Origin of the sequence: Marinobacter alkalisoli, from assembly GCF_045449855.1 — a bacterium.
Taxonomy (GTDB): Bacteria; Pseudomonadota; Gammaproteobacteria; order Pseudomonadales; family Oleiphilaceae; genus Marinobacter.
Genome location: NZ_JBJJLC010000064.1, coordinates 43,371 through 66,803, shown reverse-complemented (window position 1 = coordinate 66,803; position 23,433 = coordinate 43,371). Strand labels below are relative to the sequence as shown.

At 60.7% G+C, this 23,433-nt stretch carries 13 protein-coding genes; 6 read left to right on the top strand and 7 right to left on the bottom strand.

All coding sequences use genetic code 11. From position 1 onward, the window contains the following. Positions 1–80: 80 nt before the first annotated feature. Positions 81–1,889, top strand: a complete 1,809-nt coding sequence (locus ACJO5Y_RS20830) for an ABCB family ABC transporter ATP-binding protein/permease (protein WP_406989865.1) — start codon at positions 81–83, stop codon at positions 1,887–1,889. Between the two features lie 97 nt (positions 1,890–1,986). On the opposite strand, the gene recD is transcribed toward ACJO5Y_RS20830, so the two are convergent. Genes recD through recC form a run of 3 tightly spaced genes read right to left on the bottom strand, consistent with a single transcriptional unit; the run spans position 1,987 to position 11,569 of the window. Next, positions 1,987–4,260: an exodeoxyribonuclease V subunit alpha gene (recD, locus tag ACJO5Y_RS20825; RefSeq protein WP_406989861.1), complete on the bottom strand. Its 2,274-nt coding sequence runs from the start codon at positions 4,258–4,260 to the stop codon at positions 1,987–1,989. Further along, positions 4,257–7,979: an exodeoxyribonuclease V subunit beta gene (gene recB / locus ACJO5Y_RS20820; protein WP_406989860.1), complete on the bottom strand. Its 3,723-nt coding sequence runs from the start codon at positions 7,977–7,979 to the stop codon at positions 4,257–4,259. The genes recD and recB overlap by 4 nt, the downstream gene beginning before the upstream one ends. Next, entirely contained in the window at positions 7,976–11,569 is a 3,594-nt protein-coding gene (recC, locus tag ACJO5Y_RS20815) for an exodeoxyribonuclease V subunit gamma (protein WP_406989859.1), read from the bottom strand. The genes recB and recC overlap by 4 nt, the downstream gene beginning before the upstream one ends. Positions 11,570–11,705: 136 nt before the next feature. On the opposite strand from recC, the gene ACJO5Y_RS20810 reads away from it, so the two are divergent. The 4 genes from ACJO5Y_RS20810 (at position 11,706) to ACJO5Y_RS20795 (ending at position 16,766) form a co-directional block, all read left to right on the top strand. Beyond that, positions 11,706–12,143 carry a DUF4864 domain-containing protein gene (locus tag ACJO5Y_RS20810; protein WP_406989857.1) on the top strand — a complete coding sequence of 146 codons (438 nt, stop codon included), beginning with the start codon at positions 11,706–11,708 and terminating at the stop codon, positions 12,141–12,143. Positions 12,144–12,338: 195 nt separating this feature from the next. Then, positions 12,339–14,045: a VRR-NUC domain-containing protein gene (locus tag ACJO5Y_RS20805; protein WP_406989856.1), complete on the top strand. Its 1,707-nt coding sequence runs from the start codon at positions 12,339–12,341 to the stop codon at positions 14,043–14,045. Further along, entirely contained in the window at positions 14,042–16,288 is a 2,247-nt protein-coding gene (locus ACJO5Y_RS20800; RefSeq protein WP_406989854.1) for a helicase C-terminal domain-containing protein, read from the top strand. Before ACJO5Y_RS20805 ends, ACJO5Y_RS20800 begins: the two co-directional genes overlap by 4 nt. A gap of 175 nt (positions 16,289–16,463) precedes the next feature. Further along, positions 16,464–16,766, top strand: a complete 303-nt coding sequence (locus tag ACJO5Y_RS20795; RefSeq protein ID WP_406989853.1) for a BON domain-containing protein — start codon at positions 16,464–16,466, stop codon at positions 16,764–16,766. Between the two features lie 53 nt (positions 16,767–16,819). Here the strand turns inward: ACJO5Y_RS20795 and ACJO5Y_RS20790 are convergent, their stop codons facing one another. After that, positions 16,820–19,348 carry a chemotaxis protein CheB gene (locus tag ACJO5Y_RS20790; protein WP_406989851.1) on the bottom strand — a complete coding sequence of 843 codons (2,529 nt, stop codon included), beginning with the start codon at positions 19,346–19,348 and terminating at the stop codon, positions 16,820–16,822. Continuing rightward, positions 19,348–19,965: a PAS domain-containing protein gene (locus ACJO5Y_RS20785; protein WP_406989850.1), complete on the bottom strand. Its 618-nt coding sequence runs from the start codon at positions 19,963–19,965 to the stop codon at positions 19,348–19,350. The genes ACJO5Y_RS20790 and ACJO5Y_RS20785 overlap by 1 nt, the downstream gene beginning before the upstream one ends. Positions 19,966–20,190: 225 nt before the next feature. Here ACJO5Y_RS20785 and ACJO5Y_RS20780 point away from each other — a divergent pair, with 225 nt between their 5' ends. Beyond that, positions 20,191–21,558, top strand: a complete 1,368-nt coding sequence (locus ACJO5Y_RS20780; protein WP_406989849.1) for a diguanylate cyclase domain-containing protein — start codon at positions 20,191–20,193, stop codon at positions 21,556–21,558. Positions 21,559–21,596: 38 nt separating this feature from the next. Here ACJO5Y_RS20780 and ACJO5Y_RS20775 read toward each other — a convergent pair whose 3' ends face one another. Both ACJO5Y_RS20775 and cra read right to left on the bottom strand, forming a co-directional pair. Further along, positions 21,597–22,319: a Crp/Fnr family transcriptional regulator gene (locus tag ACJO5Y_RS20775; RefSeq protein WP_406989848.1), complete on the bottom strand. Its 723-nt coding sequence runs from the start codon at positions 22,317–22,319 to the stop codon at positions 21,597–21,599. A 111-nt stretch (positions 22,320–22,430) separates the two neighbouring features. Beyond that, positions 22,431–23,432, bottom strand: a complete 1,002-nt coding sequence (gene cra / locus ACJO5Y_RS20770) for a catabolite repressor/activator (RefSeq protein ID WP_406989847.1) — start codon at positions 23,430–23,432, stop codon at positions 22,431–22,433. Position 23,433 lies beyond the last annotated feature (1 nt).

The following is a 23,433-nucleotide window of genomic DNA, read 5'->3' as shown; positions in this document are numbered from 1 at the left end:
ACAGGGACGTATTTACAGCGTGTCCTGGCAGGCCGTTCCACCCCGCACGCTCGACGACTCCGAAGCCAAAGGAAGACCAAGTGCGCGCCTACGCCGACAACGACTACCCCGCTGACCACAAACCGGACTGGAAGGTAATAGCCGGTCTCTGGCCCTATTTGGCGGAATTCCGTGGCCGTGTATTCCTGGCCCTGGGCTTTCTGGTGATCTCCAAGCTGGCCACCGTGGCGACGCCGGTGGCACTGAAATACATTGTCGATTACCTGGACCAGAACCGGGGCGGCGAATTGCTGTTGTGGATTCCGGTCCTGCTGGTGGTGGCTTACGGCCTGCTCCGCTTTGGCAGCACCCTGTTCAGTGAACTGCGGGACGCCGTCTTCGCGCGAGTGGCGGAGCGGGCCATGCGGCGGGTGTCCTTGCGGGTTTTTGAACATCTGCACAATCGGGAACTGGCCTTTCATCTGGACCGCAAGACCGGTGGCCTGGCCCGGGATATCGAGCGCGGCACCAACGGTATCAGTTTCCTGCTGCGTTTCACCCTGTTCAACATAGTGCCCACCATTCTGGAAATCCTGCTGGTCGCAGGGATTCTGCTGGTGGTGTTCAATGTGGGCTACGTGCTGGCGATTCTGGTGTCGGTGGTCGTTTACGTGGTCTTCTCCATCAAAATTACCGAGTGGCGGACCAAGTTCGTACGGGAAGCCAATGCCCGCGACAACCAGTCCAATTCCCGTGCAGTGGACAGTCTGCTTAACTACGAGACGGTGAAGTATTTCAATAACGAGAACTTTGAGGCTCAACTGTATGACCGGGATCTGGAAGACTGGGAAAAGGCCCGTCTGAAAAACCGGTTGTCACTGGCGGCCCTGAACTCGGGTCAGGCGCTGATCATCGGCCTGGCAATGATCGTGATTATGGCCATGGCGGTGCGGGAAGTGGCCAGCGGCGAGATCACCCTGGGTGACTTCACCATGATCAACGCCTACCTGTTGCAACTGTTTATCCCCCTAAACGCTCTGGGGTTTGTCTACCGGGAAATCCGTCAGGCGCTGGTGAATGTGGAGCGTCTGTTCGGGCTGCTGGGTAACCAGCCGGGCATTGAGGACGCTCCGGATGCCAGGGCGCTGGCTGTGGATAACGGAGAGGTTCGCTTCCGCCACGTCCATTTTGCTTATCGCCCGGACCGACCGATTCTGCAGGACGTGGATTTTTCCATTCCGGCGGGCCATACCGTGGCCGTGGTCGGCGCCAGCGGTGCCGGCAAGTCTACCCTCGCCCGGTTGCTGTTCCGTTTCTTTGATGTGGATAAGGGCGCTATTACCATCGATGGTCAGGACATCCGCAACGTCACCCAGGACAGCCTGCGCGCCGCCATCGGCGTGGTGCCCCAGGATACGGTGCTGTTCAACGATACGCTTTATCGCAACCTGGCCTATGGCCGACCGGAGGCCAGCGAGGAAGAGGTGTACCAAGCGGCGCGTATGGCGCATCTGGAAGACTTTATCCACAGCCTGCCCGATGGCTACGAGACCCGGGTCGGTGAACGCGGGCTGAAACTGTCCGGTGGCGAAAAGCAGCGGGTGGCCATTGCCCGGGTGATTCTGAAGAACCCGCCGCTGCTGATTCTGGACGAGGCCACGTCGTCACTGGATTCGCTGTCCGAGCAGGCCATTCTGGGGGCGTTGAAGGAAGTCAGCCAGCAGCGGACGACGCTGGTCATCGCCCACCGCCTTTCCACGGTGCGGGATGCCGACGCCATTCTGGTAATGGATGGCGGCCGGATTGTGGAAAGCGGCCACCACAACGACCTGTTGGCCCGGGGTGGCCGCTATGCACATCTGTGGGAGCAGCAGCATCGGAGCGATGATAACTCCCAGTTGAGCCAGTAAGCGGAGGGCCCTGCCAAAACCGTGCGGAGCCAGGGATGGCGGAGCCCGAGCGTCACATGGATGTGCCGAAGGAGCGTGTTTTGGCAGGGCCCTCCGCTTACTGGCGTCCCGGGGGCTCGTTATCAGCAAGCCTCAGCGCCAGCCCGGAGGCCCGGACCACCTGCTGCCCCACACTGTCCTTCAGCACCTGGGCATCGCCGGTAATCAGGCTGAACCAGTTTCTGGCGCGGGTAATGCCAGTGTAGATCAGCTCCTTGGTCATTACCGGGCTGAGCCGGTCCGGCAGTACCAGGCAGGTATGGTTGAACTCCGAGCCCTGGGACTTGTGCACGGTCATGGCGTACACGGTTTCCAGTTGCTGCAGCCGGCTGGGAGAGATCCAGCGAATGCCGCCGCTGCTGTCTCCACTGGGGAAGGCGACCCGCAGGGTGTATTTGGGCTCACCGGATTCGGTTCGGTCCCAGGGCACGTTGAAGGCAATGCCGATATCCCCGTTCATCAGGCCCAGGTTGTAGTCGTTACCGGTGATGAGCACCGGCCGGCCGGGGTACCAGCCTTCGGCCCGGGGAATCAGTTTCTCGGCCAGCAGGTGCCGGGCGATCCGGTCGTTGAGCCCTTCCACACCCCAGGGGCCCTTGCGCAGGGCGCAGAGTACCTGGAAATCATTGAAGGCCTCCAGGACATCAACCGCCAGGGCGTCCCAGTCTTCGCGAGAACTGCTGTCGGTCAGGCCGTGATGGTTCATCCTTTCCAGATAACACCGGTAACCGACCGGGGGCGGCAGCGGCTGATCCTTCACTACTCGACCCTGACCGGCATTGCGGAACGCCTCCGGCGTGCCGGATACGGCATGGCGGCAGATCAGCGCCAGGGACTCTTCCAGTTCCGGTTTCGGTTGGTGACCGTTGAGCCAGATAACGTCGTCGAACACGCCATCGCGGCTCTGCCGTAACACGCTGGCATCCAGGGTGCTGGTGTTCACCGCTTCGGCAAGCCGGCGAATGCCGCTGTCTTCCTGGAACCGGTAACTCTTGCGCAGCATGGCCACGGCCTGGTCCAGGGCCTGGCCGTCCGGGTCGATCAGCGCGTGCGGGACCGGATCTGCGGTTATCGCCTGCAACCACTGGCCGGTTTCCTCGGTGTAGTGGGCGTCCAGAGCCCGCTGGCACAACTCCCCGAGCACCGCACCGGCATCCACCGAGGCCAGTTGGTCCTTGTCCCCCAGCAGGATCAGCTGGGCGTTGGCGGGCAGGGCGTCAATCACCGAGGCCATCAGGTCCACGTCCACCATGGAGGCTTCGTCGATCACCAGAATATCTACCAGCAGCGGGTTGTCCCGGTTATGGCGGAACTTGCGGGTATCCGGCCGGCTGCCGAGCAGGCGGTGCAGGGTGGTGACTTTGGCGGGAATGTCTTCGAGTTGCACGTTGCCCGGCAACTGGTCCAGTGGTAAACGACTGACCGCGCCGCCAATGGATTCATTCAGGCGCGCAGCAGCCTTGCCCGTGGGCGCCGCCAGACGGATACGGTATTTGCGGCCGCCCCGCTCCGGAGATTCTCCCGCTACGGCCTGCAACGCTGCCAGCAGGTTGACCACGGTAGTGGTCTTGCCGGTACCGGGGCCACCGGTAATAACCGCAAAGCGGTTACGGGCAGCGAGGGCGCAGGCGAGTTTCTGGTAATCCACCGCTTCCGCTGACCGGAACAGTTGGCCAAGGGCTTTGGACAGAGTTCGGGCCGGGCCGGCGTCGGGGTTTGTCAGGGGCGACGGCAGGGCAAGGCGCTGCAAAATGCCTTCAGCAATACGCTGTTCGTATCGCCAGAAACGGCGCAGGTACAGCCGGGTTCCGTTCAAGACCAATGGCGGTGTAAGTGAGCCATCACTAACGGCATTAGAGGCGTTCAGAGCTGACTGACATTCGGAAAGGGTGATGCGAGCCAGCACATCCGCGGGTTTCAGATGGTTGAGTTCCGCTGCTTCGGATTCAGTGAGCGTGTCGCGAACCGGCTCTTCCGGTGGCAGCGACAGGGTGTTGCCGGCATCGGCCAGCAGGTTGGCCAGATCTATGCAAACATGGCCCCGGCCCACCTGATGGGAGGTCAGGGCCGCCAGCAGCAGGATCAGTGGATTCGGGCACTCGCCCTGCTCTTCCGAGAGTTCGCGGATCAGTCGGGCAAAACCCACATCCAGGGGGCGAATCCATTCCGCCTGTTGCCACTGGTCCAGCAGGGCTTCGGTTTGCTCCAGGCTCGCCAACAGGCCGGCAGTATCGACGGCCGGTGTAGGGCTTTGCTGCTGCGGGGCTGACGTCGGCAGGTCATCCCCCAGGTCCAGGGCGATCTGGTTTTCGGATTTGCGGGTCCGGCTCATGCGGCCACCTCCCCTGATACGGACTCGCCATCAAACAGGGCATCCAGTTGTTCGATCAGTGCCCTCGGTGGTTTGTCGGTGAAGGCGCCTCCAGTCGCTGAATTTACCCCGCGCAGGAACAGATAGACGGCACCGCCGATATGGCGGTCGTAATCGTAATCCGGCAGCCGCGCTTTCAGCAGGCGGTGCAGGGCCAGCAGGTAGAGTACGTATTGCAGGTCGTAACGTTTGTCGAGAATGGCGTCGCCCATGGCCTGATCGGTGTAGGCGTTGTCGTTCTCGCCCAGGGTATTGGATTTGTAGTCCAGCACGTAATACTGCCCGTTGTGTTCGAACACCAGATCAATAAAGCCTTTGAGCATGCCGTTGAAGTGGTTCTCCTCCACCCGGGGCCGGTCAGCGCAATTCAGGGTGTTCCGGGTAACCAGCTGATCGAGCTTTGTGATACTGACGTTGCGGCTTTCGAACCAGAACTCCAGCTCCGGGCGCAGGGTAGCCAGCTCACCCAGGCTGACGGATTCGCTGCCGGAGCGATCCAGCCGCAGGGGCCGGGTGATCAGCGCCAGCAGCCATTGCTCCAGTGGTGCTACCCAGTCATTCCAGCCCCGGGTGCTGCACCGGCGGGTGAGTTGTTCCCGCAGCATGGTGGGGTTATCCACAACCCGCTGGAAGCCCTGTTGGCTGCACCATTCCAGCAAATCGTGCAGGAAGGTGCCGGGGCCGGCGCCTTTGGGAAAGTTGTGGTGGTTGCGGGTGTCCAGCGTTGGCACGGTTTCTTCCCCTTCATCCTGGGCGCTTTCTTCCAGCAGGTTCTGGGTCTGGGCGTCTTCCACTTCGCCCGTGAAGGCGATTCCGGTGCCGGTCATGCCGGTGTATTCGATGGAGGAGTAGCTGGCAATCCACCAATCCTCTTTTGCCTCCCGGGTAGAAACCAGCGCCGGGCCAAGGGCTTCGGGAGCCTGCTCGGTGTATTGGGTCTGGTCCGCTTCCGGCAGCGGGGTCACGGTGATTTCCGGTCCGCCTTCGGCGAGCCTGCTCAGGCAATCCGGGATTAGGCTCTCCGCTTCGCCGGTGACCAGGTACCCCAGGCCGCTTTGTTGCCAGTTGTCGATGGCGGCAGCACCCACCCAGGTGGCGAAGCGGGCTCGAGTCAGGGCCACGTAAAGTTTGCGGATGTCTTCACCCAGTCGTTCCTGATCGGCTTTGGCGACGTCTTCGGGGGTCGGGTCGAACACAGTGATCAGTGAGCCCTGATCATCGTGGTAGCGCACAAAGGCCTGCTTTTCACTCTGGGCGCGGTAAGCGGTGCCGAAAGGCAGGAACACCAGCGGGTATTCCAGACCCTTGGATTTGTGCACGGTAATCACTTTTACCAGCCCGGCATCGCTTTCCAGGCGCAGGGTGCGGTGTTCGTCTTCCTCGTCCGCCGCCCGCAGGACCTGGGTGTAGTGATGGACCAGGGCGTGTTCACCGTCCAGTTGCAGGCTGTCCTGCTGCAGCAGTTCGGCGATGTGCAGAATGTCGGTCAGCCGCCGTTCACCATCGGCCCGTTGTAGCAACCGGCCGGGCACCTGGAAATCCATCAGGAAGCTGCGCAGCATCGGCAGCACACCCTGTTTCTGCCACTGCTGTTGGTAACCCATAAAGCGTTCGATTTCCCGCTCCAGGGCGATCTCATCGGTGAGTAACAGATTCATGGCCTGCCAGGACTGCCCCAGTGTCGGTGTGGCCAGGGCCGCGCGGATGTAGGCCAACTGCCGGGGCTCGGCAAAGGCCCGCAGCCAGCACAGCATTTCTTTGGCTTCCTGAGACGTCAGTACCGAATCCCGGTCCGACAGGTACACGCTCTTGATACGACGGCGACCGAGCGCGTCCCGCACCGCGCCGGCTTCGTTGCGGTTGTTGACCAGAATGGCGATGTCTTTTGGCGTGACCGGATCCAGATCATCCGGGGTGTCCGTTAGGGAAAAACCGGCTTGTCCGGCCTGACCCTGGGTCAGCAGGCGGGCGATTTCGCTGGCGCAGGTCTCGGCCACATCGACCGTAGCCGCGCCTTTGGCCAGGCCTTTCGGGTTGCCGTCTTTGCCCTCTTCATCGGATTCGTGGGTCCAGAACACCAGGCTGGGCTGCCGTTCGCCGTTGACTGACCACAGTCGTTTGGTGCCGTTGGCATCCACCCCCTGGAACGGCAGCGGCGAGCTGTTGCCCTTGCCAAACAGGAAGGCGCCGTCGCGGCTGTGCTGGTCGCTGTGTTCGAACACCCGGTTTACCGCAGCCACCATGGGTTTGGCGGAACGGAAGTTCCTGCCCAGGGTGTAGGTGCTTTGTTGTACGCCCTGGCGGGCCTGCAGATAGGTGTGGATATCCGCGCCGCGGAAGCCGTAGATGGCCTGTTTCGGGTCACCGATCATCAGCAGGCAGGTGTCCGGGTCGCTGCCGGCCACGTTATAGACCCGGTTGAAGATGCGGTACTGCACCGGGTCGGTGTCCTGGAATTCGTCAATCAGCGCCACCGGGAACTGGCGGCGGATGGTGGCGGCCAGCTGGTCGCCCCGGGGGCCGTGCAGGGCGTCGTCCAGGCGGGTGAGCAGGTCATCAAAGCCCATTTCCGAGCGCTTCTGTTTTTCCGATTCCAGCCGTTCGGCGATCCAGTGGCTGGCGTGGCGCAGGATGTCGGATTTGGCGCTGGGCGGGTTCTGGCTGAATGCCATCAGCTCTTCGATAGCCTCGAAGGCCGGGTGATGGGGGGCGGAGTCATCCCCTTTCAGAATATTGTCCAGGCCCTCGGGGGTCTGGTTCCTGAACCCGGCCTTATCGAGGCCTTCCGGCAGCAGGTCCTCGGATTCGGTCCAGGCAATCAGAGTGTCCCAGGTTTTCACCATGGCGTTCTTGCTGCCGCCATGGAGCCGTTTGCTCTTGTTCAGCTCGTTCAGCAGGTCGATCACTTCCCCCTGCCACTGAGCCCAGGGGTTCGCCTTCAGTTCCTGCGATCGTTCCAGGCGCTCGCTCACCACCTGGTTGATGGCCTGGTGCACGTTTTCCGGCGGTGTGCCCAGGCTCTCCGGGTCATCAATCAGGTTGCGCACGGCCTTGCGCAGGTCAGCCGGGGTTTTCCAGTGGCTCAGAGCTTCGTCCATCAGTGCCGGTGGCAGCGGGTAAACAAACGTGCGCCAGTAATCCCGGGCCACTTCATCCAGTAGCTCGCTCTGGTCGGTTTCCAGGGTGAGCTTGAACAGGCTGCCGCTGTCGAACGCGTGCTCGCTGAGCATGCGGTTACACCAGGCGTGGATGGTGGAGACGGCGGCCTCGTCCATCCATTCCGCGGCCAGCAGGAGTTTCTTGCGGCATTCCGGCCAGGTGGCCGGGTCCGGATAGCTTTCGTTGCGTAGCTGGTAGATCAGCGCCGTTTCCGCCGGTGGATCGGCTTCGTCCGGGGTATCGGAAAACACCTCGGCGGCCTGGGTCAGGCGGGTACGGATCCGGTCCCGCAGTTCCTTGGTGGCGGCATCGGTAAAGGTCACCACCAGCAGGTTGGGCGGCAGCAGGTTTTGCAGCGGGCTGTCGGATGGCTGGCCATGGCCCAGCACCAGGCGCACATAGAGGATGGCGATGGTGAAGGTTTTGCCGGTACCGGCACTGGCTTCGATCAGGGCGCTGCCGTTCAGGGGCAGGGTTAACGGGTTCAGATTCGGATTGCGGTTGTTCATCTGGTCAGTCATTCCATGCTCCCGATCTGCTCTGCGGCAGACTTGCCCTGCTCTGCCTCCCACAGGGGGACATAGAGTTCATGCAAGAGGGCTTCGAATTCACCGCTGGCAAGCAGTAATTCTGCATTCTCGAACGCCCCCCGCAGGTAGCCCGTGTCCCTTTCCAGGGCTGTGCTGTAGGCCTGCTCCGCATCACTGATCGCCCGTTCGTGGTCGCCCAGGAATTTCTTGCTCTGGTAGAAGCTGGTGATCCAGGCAAAGCCGGCTTCGCAGTGAATCGGCAGTGCCCGGGTGGTGGCGTCCATCCAGCGGCTGAGGATCGCATGGAAATGCTGCTTCGCCTGTTCCGGCGCCATCGGGGTAAAGCGGAACTTGCGGCCTTCTTCCTTGCCCAGAATCAGGGTTTCGAAGGGCTGACCGCTGAGCTGACCGGCCAGGTGAGTCACCCAGTCCCGCATCAGGTTGGCGTAGCGTACTTTCTTGCTGTAACCGGAACCGGTCAGCAGGCCGGAACTGGCGACCACCAGACGGCACAACTGGCCCTCGGGGTTGCAGCGCAGGCTGTCGATCAGGTCCACCACTTCCACCGAACCCATGGCATTTTCAAACCGGTAATCTAAGGCCAATGGCTCGGCCACCGCCTCTGGCCATTCGGCCAGAGCGTTCCGGTAACGTTCGAACAGATCCGGCAAACGTCCGGACAGCTCGGAGCGCAGCCGGTGTTCGGTCACGCCCATACCCAGATCGCCCCGACGGGCCATGCGGTTCAGGGTGGTTTCCAGCCGTTCGTACAGTTCTTCCTCGGTGCCGGCTTTCAGCAGGCTTTCCTGAATCAGTTCGTTGTCCAGGCGCCAGCGCTCCAGGCCGTTCAGGTCGAAGTTTTCGTTGTCGGTGTCTTCGTCTTCCACATCGTCAAAACGCACCTGCAGGCGGCGCTGGTAGAAGGTGTCGATGGGCTTTTTCAGGAAGCTGACCAGATCGTTCAGGGTGATGGGTTCTTCCGGGACCTGGTACTGCAGCGCATCCTGCGCCTGTTCTGCCGCCTCAACGCCATGGGCGCTGCGCCATTCCCGTTCGTAGGTGAACAGGTTGCGGGCCCGAAGCACCTCGGCCAGCGGCTTCGGCGGGCTGCCCTCGCCTTCCTCCAGACCATTGGCTTGCGGGAAGTAGTCCCGGCTAAAGGGTTGCAGCGGGTGCTGGGTGGTCAGGGCTTTGGTGACTTTTGCATCGGGGGCGCCTGCCACTGTCCACAGGCTATCGAGATGGTCCTGAAGCTGTCCCACCAGCACCGACGGTGGCCGCTCGGAATCGTCCTTGATGCTGCGCCCCACCCAGCTGATGTACAGCTGTTCCCGGGCCGACAATAGCGCTTCCAGGAACAGGTAGCGGTCGTCTTCCCGGCGGGAGCGGTCCCCTGGCCGATAATCCTGGGCCATCAGGTCGAAATCCACCGGCGGCCGGGAGCGGGGATAGTCGCCATCGTTCATGCCCAGCAGGCACACCTTGCGGAAGGGAATGGCCCGCATCGGCATCAGGGTGGCGAAGTTCACCTTGCCGGCCAGGAAGCGCTGGTTCAGGCTGCCTTCGTCCAGGCCTTCCAGCAGCACATCCTTGACGATGTTCAGGGGCAGCTGCTGATCTTGCAGCCCCGCTGCCAGCGCGTCGTCCAGCCACTGTTCCAGCTGGCGGCGGAAGCGGTTGAGTAATAACAGGTCGCTGCCCTCGACCTTGTGGAAAAACTGCCCCAGCATGTCCGAGAACAGGGTTTCCCATTCGTCTGGGGTACGGATGGTTTGCAGCGCCTGCCACAGGCTTTCCAACTGATGCACGAATTCACTCAGTCGCCCGGCTAGGCTCGCCTGCAGGCCGCCGATCTCGCCATACGGTTCCACCCCGGCCCAGGGTTCGTCCTCGCCCATACCGTAACCCAGCAGCATGGCCCGCAGGCCGGATTGCCAGGTGTTGCGCTCCAGGTCCGCTGGCAGGTCCAGGCTTTCCCGGTGCCTGCCGTGCAGGCCCCAGCGGATGTTGGCGCCTTCCACCCAGCGCCGGGCCAGGGGAATCTCGTCTTCGCTGATGGCAAAACGGTCACGGATGCCGGGCACTTCCAGCAGGCTGATGATCTCACTCACGCCGAAGCGGCTGCGGGGCAGCGACATCAGGGTTTCCAGGGCAATCAGCACCGGTTCGTGGTGACGCTGGCCCTGATCGGAAATGGTAAAGGGTATATGGCGCTTGCGGCCGGGCTGGTAACGGCCGAACACGGCCTGGATATGGGCCGCATAGACGTTGATATCCGGCACCATCACGATGACATCCCGGGGTCGCAGGTCGGGATCAGCATTGAATGCAGCCAACAGCTGGTCGTGCAGGATTTCCACTTCCCGCTGGGGGCCGTGGGCATCGTGGAACACCAGGGAATGGTCGTGGGTCAGATCCAGCTGCCGCTGCTGCTCGCGGATTTCCTGCAGCGGGGTCAGGTTGTGGATATCGTTCTGCAACTGGTGCAGCAGGCGGGGCTTCTCGCCGGCACCGTGTTCCGAAAAAATATCGATCTTCTGGTCCGGGGTCTGGAAGCTGCCGCGGTAGTCGTCCGGGTTGTCGAATTCATCCAGCAGACGGATATAGTCCCGGCCCTGCTTGCCCCAGGCTGCCAATAGCGGGTTGGCGTGCTGGTGCAGCTGATCCGGATCGTCAATCTGTGACAACACCGGGTGGGCCGCGCCCCGCTTGCGTTCGGCTTTCAGCAGTTCCCGGTCGCTGATGATATCCGCCCAGTAGAACTGGCAGGGATTGTGAACGCACAGCACCACCTGGCTGAAGCGACTGAGAACGTACAGGGCTTCCAGCGCCTGTCGGGGCAGTGACGACACGCCGAACACCACAATGCGTCTGGGCAGCCGGACCGGATTGGCCGGGGTGTGAATGTGCTGGCCCTGTTCCATAAACCGGGTATGGATTTGCGAGCGGCTGGTATCGGAGGCTTCGCCCACGTCTTCCACCAGCTTGCGCCAGAGTAACGGTTGCCAGCGGGTTTCCGGGTCCAGGGCTTTTTCTTCGCCCCGGGCGGTGATGATCACATCTTTGCCCTGCTCCCAGGCGGCCAGCCAGTCGGCGCGGAACACCTGGTATTGGTCGAACAGGTCCGCCACTTTTTCGGCCAGCTGGAAATTCCGCAGATCCGGGTCGGTGCCTTCCAGAAACCGGGCCAGCGGGGTGAACGCCTCATCCTGCCCCACCAGTTCCGGCAGCAGCCGGTACAGCCGCCATACCAGCCGGCGTTTGTCGAAAGGAGACTGCTCCGGCACTTCCCCGTCTGGCAGTACCGCCCGGTAGGCCTGCCAGATGAAACGGGCCGGGAACAGGAAGTCCATGCCGGCGGCAATGCCGAGCCCGCCCTCGACACCGTCATCCGTGCGCTTCTCCGCCAGCGCCAGCTTCAGCCACTGGGCAATACCGTTACTCTGTACCAGAAAGGTTTCGCTCTGCAGCGGCGGCATGGGGTTCTGCCGGCAGATGTACACCACGGCACGGCGCAGGTCTTCCAGATGGTTGGCGTGGATGGCGTGAAAGCCGGGTTCGATGGCGTTTGTCTCGGGCATACCTGCTCTTTTGGGGTCCGGGTAAACGTGGCGACTACAGAGTAGCGCAAACCCGGGTGAAATTTCTCGAAAACCCATCCGCCAACCAAAGAATGGCGTAAGCTGGTAGTAGGGTTCCCTTTGAAGGACGCCGCTTATGATCTCGTCCATGATTCGTGCCCGGTCCGGACCTCCGGCGTTGTTGTTGATTGCAGTGCTGGTTTTTATGGTACCGGTTTCGCCCCATGCGGATGACAAGGATTCCGCCATCCAGGCCACCATATTGAAGCAGATAGAAGCGTTCGCCAACGACGATGATGAAGCAGCCTGGAGGGTGGCGTCGGATGGCATAAAACGTCGCTTCGGCAGCTCCGATGTGTTTATGGCGATGGTGAAGCAGGCGTACCCTGCGGTTCACCGGGCAAACGCCATTGAATTTATGAGACGGGTGCCGCATGGTGATTTCGAGATTCAGGTGGTGCGTCTGAAAGGACCGGAAGGCAAGCGCTGGGATGTTTTTTACCGGATGGTACAGGTCGAAGACGAATGGAAAATCGGTGGTGTACAGATGCAGCCGGCGGATCTGGGGATTTGAGGCTTGTTCTTGGTCATCGTAGAGTTGGGTGGACTGCGACCGAGCGGGTAAGATCTTCCAAAATACGCTGTGAATACGTCCCTGTACGCTCGGCTCCGCCATCCATGGCTCCGCACGATTTTGGAAGATCTTACCCGCTCGATCGCGTGCAGGCTAAGGTAGTTGCGGTCCCTCAATAAGGTTCCCTGGAACAGTATGACCACCGAATTAAAAGGCCAACGCCCCCAGACGGCGGACCTTGAAGATCCCCTGTATTACTTGAGGAACATGGACACAGTCGTGTCGTGGGTGACCAGTCACCACGGGGATCTACTGACCGCCGATGAGCAATCCCGTTTAGGTAATTTCTTCGAGCTATCTACCGCCGCGCGGGGACTGCTGACGCGCATGGTGATGCGTACTGGCGAGTTGTTTCGGGTAGATAAGCTGAACTATCCGGAACTACCGGGATCCGTGGCTGACGCCTTGGTCGAACTGAGCGACAGCAACTGGCTGGAGTTGTCCCCTCTGCTTGGCATTGATGACCTGTTTCGGCTGTTTACCCTGGCGGAGCTCCGACCAGTGTTTGCCGAGTGGCTGGTTGAGCGGAATCTACCGAGAACCCTGCCTAAAGCCCGAATGCGTGAAGTGCTGGCTGAACATTTCCCGGACCCGCAACGTCCGGAGGAATGGGTTGGTGATGAGGTTCCGGCAGTGGTTCGGCTACAGGATATGCCTCTGTTTGACCGCATCCGTTTGATGTTCTTCGGCAACCTTCGCCAGAGCTGGACTGATTTCGTGCTGGTGGAACTGGGTTATCAACAATATGAGCAGGTGACCTTCTCCACCGATTCCCGGGCCTTTCATCAGCGGGCGGATGTGGATTGCTACCTGCAGATGCACCACTGCCGTGAGCGCTTGGACGAGGGCGTGCCCGCCATCGAGGTGTGGCCGGATGTACCGGGCACCACCGATAATCCCTGGCTGACCAGTCGGCGGGAGCGGTTGCTGCTGGAGCTGGGCCGGCAGGCGGAGCAGCAGGGCGAGCGGGAACTGGCGCTGGAAGTGCTGGCGGCCAGTCACCACCGGGAGGCGCGGCTGAAACAGTTGCGGTTGCTGGAGCGCCTGAAACGTTTCGGGGAAGCCTGGGACATTGCCCGCCAGTGGCACACCCGGGATCTCAGCGATGCCGAGGCCCAGGGGCTGGCGCGTATCCTGAAACGGCTGGCGCCGAAAATGGGTGAGGCACCGCCGGTGGTGGATACACCGCCGCCAATCCGCGAATTTACCGTGACCGTGCCAAAACCCGATACCGGTCCGGTGGAACTGGCCGCCCTGGAATATCTGGGAACCGATGAGGCTCCGGTGTTCTATGTGGAAAACACCCTGATCAATGGGCTGTTCGGGCTGCTGTGCTGGGACACCATTTTCGCGGCCATTCCCGGCGCGTTCTTCCATCCTTTTCACGTGGGCCCGGCGGATCTGACGCGGGAAGACTTCGTGGTCCGGCGTCAGCATGACTTCGACCGGTGTTTTGCGCGGTTGCGGGAGGGCGATTACCGGCAACGCATCCTCGAGGCTTGGCAGGAGAAGCAGGGTATTGCCAATCCTTTCGTGGTCTGGCCGGTAATGTCGGAAGACCTGCTAATCATGGCCATGGACTGTATTCCGGCGCCTCACCTGGAGCGGTTGTTTGAGCGCCTGTTGCACAACCTGAAGGAGCATCGCAGCGGCTTCCCGGACCTGATACGGTTTCGCCCCGAGGCCGCCGGTGCGGAGCTGTGTTACGAGATGATCGAAGTGAAGGGGCCCGGCGACCGGCTGCAGGATCACCAGCGGCGCTGGCTGGCTTTCTTTGCCCGGGAGGGCATGCCCGCCAGTGTCTGTTACGTGCGCTGGCAGGCAGATGAGGACAGCGGATGAAGGTTGCTGTCCGTACCCTTTGTGAGTTCGCTGCTCGCCACGGTGATCTGGATTTCCGCTACACGCCGGCACCCAGTGCCGAAGAGGGCATTGCCGGCCATCAGGCCATTCAGTCCCGGCGGGGCTATGGCTACAAAAGCGAGTACTTACTGACCGGGGAGTGTCTGGGATTAGTGCTCTCTGGGCGAGCGGATGTTTACAATCCGCACAAGGGCCGGCTGGAGGAGATCAAGACCCACCGGGGCGATTTGTCCCGTATTCGCGAGCACCAGCGCGCGCTCCACCGCGCCCAGCTCAGAGCCTACGGTGCCCTGCTGTGCCGGCAGGAGAACCGCAAGAAACTGGAACTGGCGTTGATCTACTACGACACCGGCAAGGACAAGGAAACCCCGGTGATGGAAACCGCCACAGCGGATGAGCTCTGGCAGGAGCTTGAAGGTCTGTGCCGGCAGTACAAGGCCTGGGCCGAGCAGGAAGCCCATCATCGGGCGCTGCGGGATGCCCTGTTATCCGAATTGACGTTTCCCTTTGCCGAATTCAGGCCCCGGCAACGCCAGTTGGCGGAAACGGTGTACAAGAATTCGGTAAAGTCCGGCACTTTATTGCTGGAGGCTCCCACTGGTCTGGGAAAAACCCTCGGCACCCTGTTTCCGGCCCTGATGGCCATGCCGGCGGCGCAACAGGACCGACTGGTTTACCTTACCTGTCGCAATACCGCCCGCCAGTTGGCCATGGATGCGGTGGCCCGCCTGCGGACCGCTCAGAATCTGCCACGTTGGCCGCTGCGAACTCTGGAGCTGGTATCGAAAGACGATGCCTGCGAGCACCCGGACAAGGCCTGCCACGGCGATTCCTGCCCGCTGGCGAAAGGCTTTTTCGACCGCCTGCCGGATGCCCGGGCCGAGGCTGCACAGACCACCGGTACGCTCGATCAGGCAACTTTGGCGAAGATCGCCGCAGGTCACGGCATTTGCCCCTATTTTCTCGCCCAGGAGATGGCGCGCTGGTGTGATGTGGTGATTGGCGATGTGAACCGGCTGTTTGACCAGTCCGCCCTGCTCCACGGCCTGATTCGCCAGAACAACTGGAAGACCAGCGTGCTGGTGGATGAAGCCCACAACCTGGTGGACCGGGGCCGGGGCATGTATTCCGTGCGGCTGGAACAGCAACGATTGCTGAAGGTCAAAAAGATCGCCCCGAGACCGTTGAAGGCGGCAATTGATCGGACTGGCCGGGCCTGGCAGAGCCTGATCCGGGATCATCAGACCGACGACGACACCTCGATGTTTCTGGAAACCCTGCCTTCGCAACTGCTGGGGGCGCTGCAAGCCTTGGTCTCCAACCTCACTGATTACCTGACGGACAATCCGCCGGACCTCGCCCTGCAGGAACTGCTGTTTGAAAGCGTGGCCTTCATGAAGCTGGCGGAGTCCTTCGGTGATCATTCCCTGTGCGAATTCCAGCGCACTGGCCGGGGCCGGGCGAGCCTCACCATCCAGAACCTGATACCGGCGGATTTTCTGCGGGAGCGGTTCGAGGCGGCGCAATCGGTCCTGTTGTTCTCTGCCACATTGAGTCCTGGCGTCTATTATCGGGACCTGCTGGGTATGCCAGAGGATGCCCGCTTCACGTCCCTGCCCAGCCCGTTCAGCGCTGACCAGTTACAGGTGCATTTCACGCCGGGCATCAGCACCCGTCAGAATCACCGGGAGGCCTCCCTACAGCCCATCGCGGACCTTATCGCCCGGCAATTCCGCGAACGGCCTGGTCACTACCTGGCGTTTTTCAGCAGCTTCAAGTATGCACGGGCGGTCAGTGAGACCCTTGCCAAAGAGGCGCCGGACATTCCCCAGCGTACCCAGCAGCCCGGGATGAGTCCGCAGCAGCGGGCGGAGTTCCTGGCGGGCTTTCAGGAGCCTGAGGGGCGTGTTGCTTTTGCGGTTCTGGGCGGCGTGTTCAGCGAGGGCATCGACCTGCCTGGCGATCAATTGATCGGCGCCTTTGTGGCCACTCTCGGCCTGCCGCCCTTCGATGCCTGGCATGAAATCCTCAAGGCCCGTCTCGAGCAGCGATTCGGTGCCGGCTACGACTATACCTATCAGATTCCCGGCCTGCAGAAAGTCGCCCAGGCGGCCGGGCGAGTGATTCGTACCCCGGAGGACCGGGGCGTGATCTGGCTGATTGATGACCGGTTTCTGCAACCGGCAATCACCCGGCTTTTGCCTCGCTGGTGGTTCCCGTAAAGCTCCGATTCGGGAAGCTGGCCGGCGGGTTGTGTTGGCAATCGAACAGACTCGATGCGGGGGGCAGCGTTAACCTTGAGAGTGCCCGGTCAGCCAACCACCGGGGCATGGCCCGGCCAGGGCCACACGATGTCTGGTGTTGGCGAGAACAGGAGCGCAAGATATGGAAAGAATAATGGGATTGGTCCCGATGCTGGCGATAGCGGTGCTGCTGGCCTTGTTCGTCGGGTGCGCCTCTACCGAATCCCGTTCGGGCACCGGTGAGTATATCGACGATACGGTGATCACCACCAAGGTTAAGGCCGCGATTTTCAATGAATCAACGCTGAAGAGTGCCGAAATCAACGTTGAGACGTATAAGGGTGTCGTACAGCTGTCGGGCTTCGTAAGCTCGCAGGCCGACATTGATACTGCCGTCAGAGTGACCCGTGGAGTGAAAGGCGTTAAATCGGTCAGCAATGATATGGAGCTGAAATAGATTATAGCGAGCCACTCAGGGATCTTGTGGAAGAGCCCGGCCTGGCCACCCGGTCAGGCCTCGGGTTTCTTCCGTAAGGAGGATTCCAGTTTCTTGGTCGCGGTGATATCCACCAGGGTGATGACGACCCCGTCAATCACATTATCCAACCTCCGGTAGGGTATGATCCTGACCGAAAACCAGCGGTCATCGTCGGTGGTAATCTGCTTCTCGCTGACCGCCAGGGTCGTCAGGGTTTGCCGGGCGTCGTCCTGAAGCTCCGGGTAACGGAGGCTGGTGGTCAGGTCGCTGAGCGGGCGGCCGATGTCGCTTTCCCGCAGGCTGATAATGGCTGCGGCCCGCTCGGTATAGCGCCGCACATTCAGGTCCTGATCCAGGAACAGAACCGCGATTTCGATGCTGTTGAGCACGTTCTGCATATCGCTCTGGGCGAGCGCGAGGTCATCCAGCTTGGTTTGCAGCTCCGTGTTAATGGTTTGCAGTTCCTCGTTCATTGACTGCATTTCTTCCTTGGACGTTGTCAATTCTTCATTGGCGGACTGCAGCTCTTCGTTGGTGGACTGAAGCTCTTCGTTGGACGCCTGCAGTTCCTCCCGCGTCCGCTTTGCCTGTTGTCGCAGGCTTTCAATTTCCTTCTGATACCGCTGGATTTCCGCAGCGTGGTCCGAGTCGGCCGCCGAAGCAGGTTTGCTGCGCCGGGAGGCCGCCAGTGCGGGTGCATCGCGGAACACCACCATGGTCATGCCCTTCAGGGCATCGGGTTCACGGATGGCCTGAAGGGTCACGTCAACGGCCTGAGTGCCAGCGTCGGTCTGTACCAATAATCCTGTGAGCTCCACCGGTTCTGTTTCGCCAGGCGTTTGTTTCAATGCGGTATACAGGGGTTCGCGCAGCCCTTCCCGGGCCATGGCATGGATGTTCCAGTTGGCCTTGCCGGCTGCGGGTTCCAGATACTTGCCGGTACGCCCGCTGATATAAACGATATCGGCGTCCGCATTGAGCACCACAGCGGCCGGTGAATAGACCTGCAGCAGCAGATAATCCGCGGCGGATTGCAGGGTGGTGGCAACCTCTTGTGAGGGAACCTGGTTGGATGGCACGGGATGCTCCTTGGGCAGGGTGGACATCGGAGGAAACGATTTTAGCAGGAAGTCAGAGTGGCGGACGGATTGGAAGGGCTTGCATCGGTACAGGCGCATTTTCGGCTTCAGCGGTGCGAACAGATGATTCAGCCGGCCAATGGTTTCCGAGCTGCCGAGCATCAACAATCCGTTGGGACGAAGGCTGTAGTGGAACAACGGCAGTATCCGCCGTTGCAGCGCGAGGTCGAAATAAATCAGCAGGTTGCGGCAGGCAATCAGATCCAGCTTGGTGAAAGGTGGATCCAGAATGACATCGTGCCGGGCAAACAATACCTTGTCCCGTATCGATGGCCGTATCTGGTAATGGTTGTCGTGTTTGGTGAAAAAGCGCGACAGCCGGGTTTCCGACACGGAGTCTGCAATATTCAGTGGGTATTGCCCTCGTCGCGCCACGGTAATGGCTTCCGGGCTGATATCAGAGGCAAAGATCTGCAGGTCCAGTTTCCTGCCTGGTCCGATGTGTTCCTGAGCTTCGGTGAACGCAATGGCCAGGGAATAGGCCTCCTCCCCGGTTGAGCAGCCCACTACCCAGACGCGCAGGGTGTGTTCCGGTGGCTGCCGGGAAAGAAGTTCTGGCAGCCCCGTATCGACCAGGTAGTCCCAGGTTTCGGGATCCCGGAAAAACTGGGTAACACCGATCAGCAATTCCCGGAACAACAGCTCTACTTCCTGGTTGTTTTCGCTCAGGAAGCGGGTGTAATCGGTCAGATCCGAGATAGCATGAATGGCCATGCGGCGCTCAATCCGACGGTTCAGAGTCGTCGGCTTGTAAAGGGAAAAATCGTGCCGGGTGTACTGTCGCAACAAGCGGAGAATGGGGTCCAGCCGCGTCAGCGAAGTGTGGGCCTTGGGGGTGTGTTCCGGGCTACGGCCCGGTTCGGGAACGCGTCGGACATAAGCCAGTATGCGATCCGGTAATTCATCGGCTGGCGCCACAATGTCGGCACATCCCGCGGCTATGGCGCTTTGGGGCATGGCATCGAATTGCGCCGAGTCAGGAGTCTGCACCACCGACAGCCCGCCAGTGGCTTTGATGGCCTGCAGGCCCAGAGTGCCATCAGAGCCCATGCCGGAGAGTACAACAGCAATGGCCCGCTCACTCTGTGCGCTGGCCAGGGATGAGAACAGCACATTGATGGGTAGGCGCAGCCCTCGGGGTTGCGCTGGCTGATCCAGTTTCAGGGTGTCATCAACCACCCGCAGCTCCCGGTTCGGTGGGATGACATAGACCGAATCCGCACGAACCGGCATGTTCTGCTCCGCTTCATACACCGGCATTTCGGTATAGCGCTGCAGGAGTTCCGGCAGCATTGCCTTCTGGGTCGGGTCCAGATGCTGCACCACCAGAAACGCCATGCCGGTATCGCACGGCGTATTGCGAAAAAAGTCCTCAAGGGAAGCCAGGCCGCCGGCGGACGCGCCAATACCAACAATACGCATCAGGACCTGGCGGAGCCTGTCGTGGCTTCAGTCAGGATCATCAAAACACAGTCGCCGGAGAGGGCAGAATTTGCGGTAATCGTCAGCCTCCTGAGATCCGGGAGCTCAACCGATACGCTTGCAGCGCCCTGTTTACCTGAGTCTTGTTCTTTCGTCTTTCTGAGCAGTGCGTTCACTGCACTTTCCTGGCCGGGGGCCAGAAGCGCGTACAGGGCCTTGCCGGTCAGTGGCTGTGCGGATTCATCGAAAAGCACGCCTGCGGCCTGGTTGCCTTCAATAATCTCACCGTCGTTAGCGACGATCAGATAGGCGGCGGGAGCCAGCTCATAGAGCGACTTATAGTATGCCAGTTCTTCGCTGATTTCGTGTTCGTTAGCCTGAAGCTGCTCATGCAGAAGATCCAGCTCCACCTGATAGGTCTGAAGCTCATGGAGTAGCTTGAGGGCGTCGGCGGCGGATTCGGGTTTGCTCGCGCGCTGGTAAAGCAGTTGCAGCGCCTCCACGCTGAGCGTACCGCTATGGTTGGGCGGCGGCACACCGTGGTCGATCAGGTCCCTGGCGCTGCGGCGCAGCCGTTCATGGCTTTCGGCATTCGGGTTTTCGTGGGTGTCGTCCATAGTGCCTCCCAAAACTGTGCCTCCCAAATCCGGTGTCTGAGTTACGTCAATTGAGTCTACTCCACCTTGAGGCCCCGGAATAGCGAGTGTTGGGGTTTCCGCCCAGAGGAATCCTCCTGTGTGCGTTAGCGAACGGACGATGTGTGGCCTGAGCCCCTAGTGTTAGAAACGAGAAGCGTTGCCGAACCGTGAAGCTGCGGAAATATCGAAAACTGGGAGTAAACCATGCTGCGATATCGAGATTTCTTCCCGATGGCGGCGGACACACAGGCCAACGCCGGCCTGGAAAAAAGCATTCCACTCAGTGATGCCCTGCCATTGGGCATTTTGGTGACGGACCAATATGGCAAATGCCTCTATAGCAATGCGGCCTATCAGAAACTCTGTGGCTGGACCGGCGACGAGCTGATCGGATCGCACTGGAGTTCGGTTGTCCATCCGCTGGATCATGACCGGATCCTCCGCCAATGGAACGCGGCGGTGCAGGGACATAAGTCGTTCCTGTGTGAAACGCGGTTAAAGCGTGCAAACGGAGAGGTTATCTGGGCCCGCCACAACGCGGCGATGTTGACCGACAACGCGCCCGGCGACGGCTATGTACATACGATAGAGGATATCAGCACCTATAAAGCCCGTGAGAAGGCTGGGCGAAAGGCCGAGGAGGAGCTGTTCGAGGAGAAGGAAAGGGCCCAGGTCACCCTCGACTCCATAGGTGATGCGGTGTTGAGCACCGATATTGACGGGCGGGTATCCTACATGAATCTGGTGGCAGAGACGCTGACCGGCTTCAGCCGCTACGAAGCCATCGGGCGGCCCTTGAGTGACATTTTTCGTGTGGTGGATGCGAGCACCCACAAACCGAAAGCCGATCCGGCCCGGCGCGCCATTCAGTCAGACTGCATTGTGGCACTGGAAGCGAACGCACTGTTGGTAGCCAAAGACGGTGTGGAGCTTGCGATCGAAGACTCGGCGGCGCCTATCCACAACCGCTTCGGTGTCGTTGTCGGAGCGGTGATTGTATTCCATGACGCCCGCTTTTCCCGGGAAACCACCGCCCGCATGGCGTATCTTGCCCAGCATGATGAGCTGACCGGCCTGCACAACCGCAACGCGTTCTATGAGCGATTCGAGCAGTCCCTTGCGTTGGCCCGGCGACACGGCAAACAGATGGGCCTGCTGTTCATTGATCTTGATAATTTCAAGGATATCAATGACGTTCTCGGCCATGACAGCGGTGACATTATCCTGGCGGCACTGGCCGGAAAACTGCAGAGTTGTGTAAGGGCGACGGATACAATCTGCCGCTATGGCGGCGATGAGTTTGTGGTGTTATTGAGCGAGATCGCCCAGCCCGACCACGCCTTTGCCGTGGCTGACAAAATACGTGAAGCCGTTGCTGTCCCAATAGATATCGAAGGGCATGATGTGGCGCTTGAGCTCAGTATCGGGGTGAGTGTCTATCCCGACAACGGGGAGACCGCCAACGAGCTTCTGAAACAAGCGGATACAGCCATGTACCGGGTCAAGATATTGAACCGGCGGCCCGTGATCGGGGGGCTGAACCCTGTCCTGGAAAGCCACCAATCAACCTAGTGCCCCGCAGTAGGTTAACGAATTAGCCAGACGGGACACTAGTACTTCAGGTTGTCGGAAGCCAGGCGGTCGGTTTCCCGCTTCACTACGGCGTAGCATTCACAGGAGAGCGCTTCGAGGCGTGACCGGTCAATGACCGTTATGTGGCCGCGATGATACTCGATGACGCCCAGTTTCTGCAGCTTGCCAGCGGCCTCGGTGACCCCTTCCCGGCGGACGCCCAGCATGTTGGCGATCAGCTCCTGAGTCATTGTCAGCCGGTTGTCCGGGAGACGATCAAGAGATAACAGCAGCCAGCGACACAGTTGCTGATCGATCGAATGGTGGCGGTTACATACGGCGGTCTGGGACATCTGGGTGATCAGCGCCTGGGTATAACGCAGCATCAGAACCCGCACGTCGGCGTCGTTGTTGAACTCAACTTTGAGTTCCGTCGAAGGCATCCGGTAAGCAAAGCCTCTGCTTTGCACAATGGAACGGCTGGGGGTGCTGTTTCCCCCCATGAATACTGCAATACCGGCCATACCTTCGTTACCCACCACCGAGATTTCGGCGGAAGCGCCGCTGAGCATAACGTAAAGCAGTGAAATGATGCAGTTGGTCGGGAAATAGACAGACTCGATGGATTGGCCGGATTCGTAAATCACCTCACCCAGCTCCATTTCAACCAGCTTGAGCTGTGGAAAAATCCGCGCTTTGGCGCTGTTCGGCAAGGCCGCCAGCAGATGATTCTGCTCGGGGACGATTGGTACGTCAGCCATTGTCACCTCCCTGGCAGAGTGGTCGTTGATGAGAGCATGCCCCGTGCTGGTGCACGCTAGTACGCACACGAAGCTAACACAAAGTCATCACTCTTGCTGCAACATTATATCTTAATGGTTTCTCCTGGCGACTGGTCGATTTTTGAGCGTTCGGTTAATGGTGACAGTTTTAACCGCGCTCTCACGTCCAATAGCGGCCATCGCCTGTGCCAGGGTCGCATTGGCAATGGCCTCATGGTTCTGGGGCAGGGAGTTCACCGCAAGCGGCAGAAAATCCAGCAGGCGGTCATCGCCGAAGGTGGCCAGGCGCAAGTCGTGCGGCAGTCCCCCGGGTTGTTCCAGCAGTACATCCAGCACCCCCTGCAGCAGGGTGTAGGAGGCGGTTACCAGGGCGTCTGGAAGGCCTCGCTCCCGGAGGATCCGCTGCATCATCTCGGCACCGGTGGCTCGGTCATAATGGGGGCCACTTTCTACGATAGTTGTGACACCGGGGTGATCGGCGGCGGCCAGAAAGCCCTCGCGGCGCTCCCGCGTCATGGCAATCCCGGGAACGGCTTCAAGCCAGGCGATGGTCCTGGTATCACTGTCCAGCACGGACCGGGTCAGGGCCTCCGCCGCTGTCCGGTTATCACTGACCACACAACGGATGATTTCCGGCGACTGGGCCCGGTCCACCGCTATCACTGGCAGCCCCTCCTTCTGTAATCCGGGGTAGAAAGGATCGTTCCGGGCCAGGGCACTGGCGACGATCAGGGCGTCGCAGCGCCGCGCCTTGAGGGCTTGGGCCAAGGCCTTTTCAGTCTCCGGATTATCGTCCGAACCGGCAATCAGCAACTGGTAGCCCTGCGCGCGCGCGCCTTGCTCCAGCAGTTTGGCGAGCCGGGCGTAACTGGTGTTCTCCAGGTCCGGCAGGATGAATCCCAGCGTTCGGCTCGCGCCTCCCCGCAGGGCGGCGGCCTGGGTATCTGGCTGGAAGTTGTGTTCGCGGGCCACCGCCAGAACCTTATCGATGGTGTCTGGCTTGATCCGCCGTGCCGCTCCCTGGCCATTGATGACATAGCTGGCGGTGGTTCTTGATACACCGGCCAGGCGGGCTAGTTCGGCGAGTGTCATG